The organism is Actinomadura physcomitrii, from assembly GCF_008923205.2.
In the GTDB taxonomy this organism is placed as follows: domain Bacteria; phylum Actinomycetota; class Actinomycetes; order Streptosporangiales; family Streptosporangiaceae; genus Spirillospora; species Spirillospora physcomitrii.
In genome coordinates this window covers 14,738-15,880 of record NZ_WBMS02000015.1, presented here as the reverse complement: position 1 = coordinate 15,880, position 1,143 = coordinate 14,738, and the positions used below count along the sequence as shown (strand labels likewise).

The following is a 1,143-nucleotide window of genomic DNA, read 5'->3' as shown; positions in this document are numbered from 1 at the left end:
CTCCCCCCACGACACCCGTTGACTTGTGGCGTGTCGTGGTTATGGACGGCCGCATAACCACGACACGCCACAAGTCAACGAGGGGTGCGCTGGGCGATGGCCTTGCGGACCCGGTTGATGACCGTTCTCGGGTGGGTGAAGAGCGCCTCCTTGCTGACCCGGATGACGATCCAGCCTTCGTCGATCAGCCGGCCGTCCCGTTCGATGTCGTGGCTGTACTGCTGGCGGTCCTGCTGGTGGTGGACGCCTTCGTACTCGATGGCGATCTTGAGCGCGGGGTAGGAGAGGTCGGGCCGGGCGAGCCACACGTCCCACGCGTTGTAGACGTCGCGGTTGACGACGGGACGGGGCAGGTTCGCATCCACGATGAGCATTCGCAACCTCGTCTCCGGCGGCGAGTCGCTCTTCTCGTCCAGGAGCGGCAGCGCCAGCTTGGCCTTCGCGACTCCGCGCCTCCGGTGACAGTCGTTGTTCAGGAAGCCGGTCAGCCGACTCCGCGTGCTGAGACCGCGTCGGAGGATGTGGTCTCCTGCGATGATCAACTCGATCCGTGCGAGCGTCGCCGCCAGTTCGAGGAAGAGCCGCTCGACGCTGATCACGCGCCGCCCGTCCAGCACGCGCAGGTGCCCGGCCGGGATCGAGTAGCTGTGCACCTTGAGCTGCTTGATCCGTGGAGAGTTGAGCCTCGTGGACGGGACGGCGGCATGAACGCGCACGTCCCGATCCGGTACAGGAACGCCGAGGAGCCGGGCGGCGGTGACTCCGCAGAACACCGCGTCCGGCGGCAGGATCAGCGCGGCACCGTCGCAGCGCAATTCGATGCAATCACCCTCATTCGATGCGACGTACACGTCATGGAACATGTGCCGATATTGAGGTGTTCGGAGTTGGTTCTCCGTTACACCAGACCGATGTGCCTCAGCCTTCCGAAATGGGCGTTTTCTTAGACTTTCGGGAATGTCGTGGGGGGAGCGCACGAGCAGATCATGATCGACACTCCACCCCCGATATCCAGCCGAATCCAAACAGAATCCGACCCGTGTCACCCCGTTGACCTCCCCCCGTTGAGTTGTGGGGGGGGGGGGGGGGGGGGGGGGCCCCCCCCCCCCCCCACCCCCCACCACACCAAGAGGGGCGGGGGTG

At 65.4% G+C, this 1,143-nt stretch carries 1 protein-coding gene; it reads right to left on the bottom strand.

Annotated elements, in window-relative coordinates; translation table 11 throughout:
• Positions 1-74: 74 nt before the first annotated feature.
• Entirely contained in the window at positions 75-863 is a 789-nt protein-coding gene (locus F8568_RS20025) for an endonuclease domain-containing protein (RefSeq protein ID WP_151595105.1), read from the bottom strand.
• Positions 864-1,143 lie beyond the last annotated feature (280 nt).

Excerpts from the sequence above, each read along its gene's own strand:
- F8568_RS20025 (WP_151595105.1), bottom strand. The coding sequence starts at position 863 with ATGTTCCATGACGTGTACGTCGCATCGAATGAGGGTGATTGCATCGAA.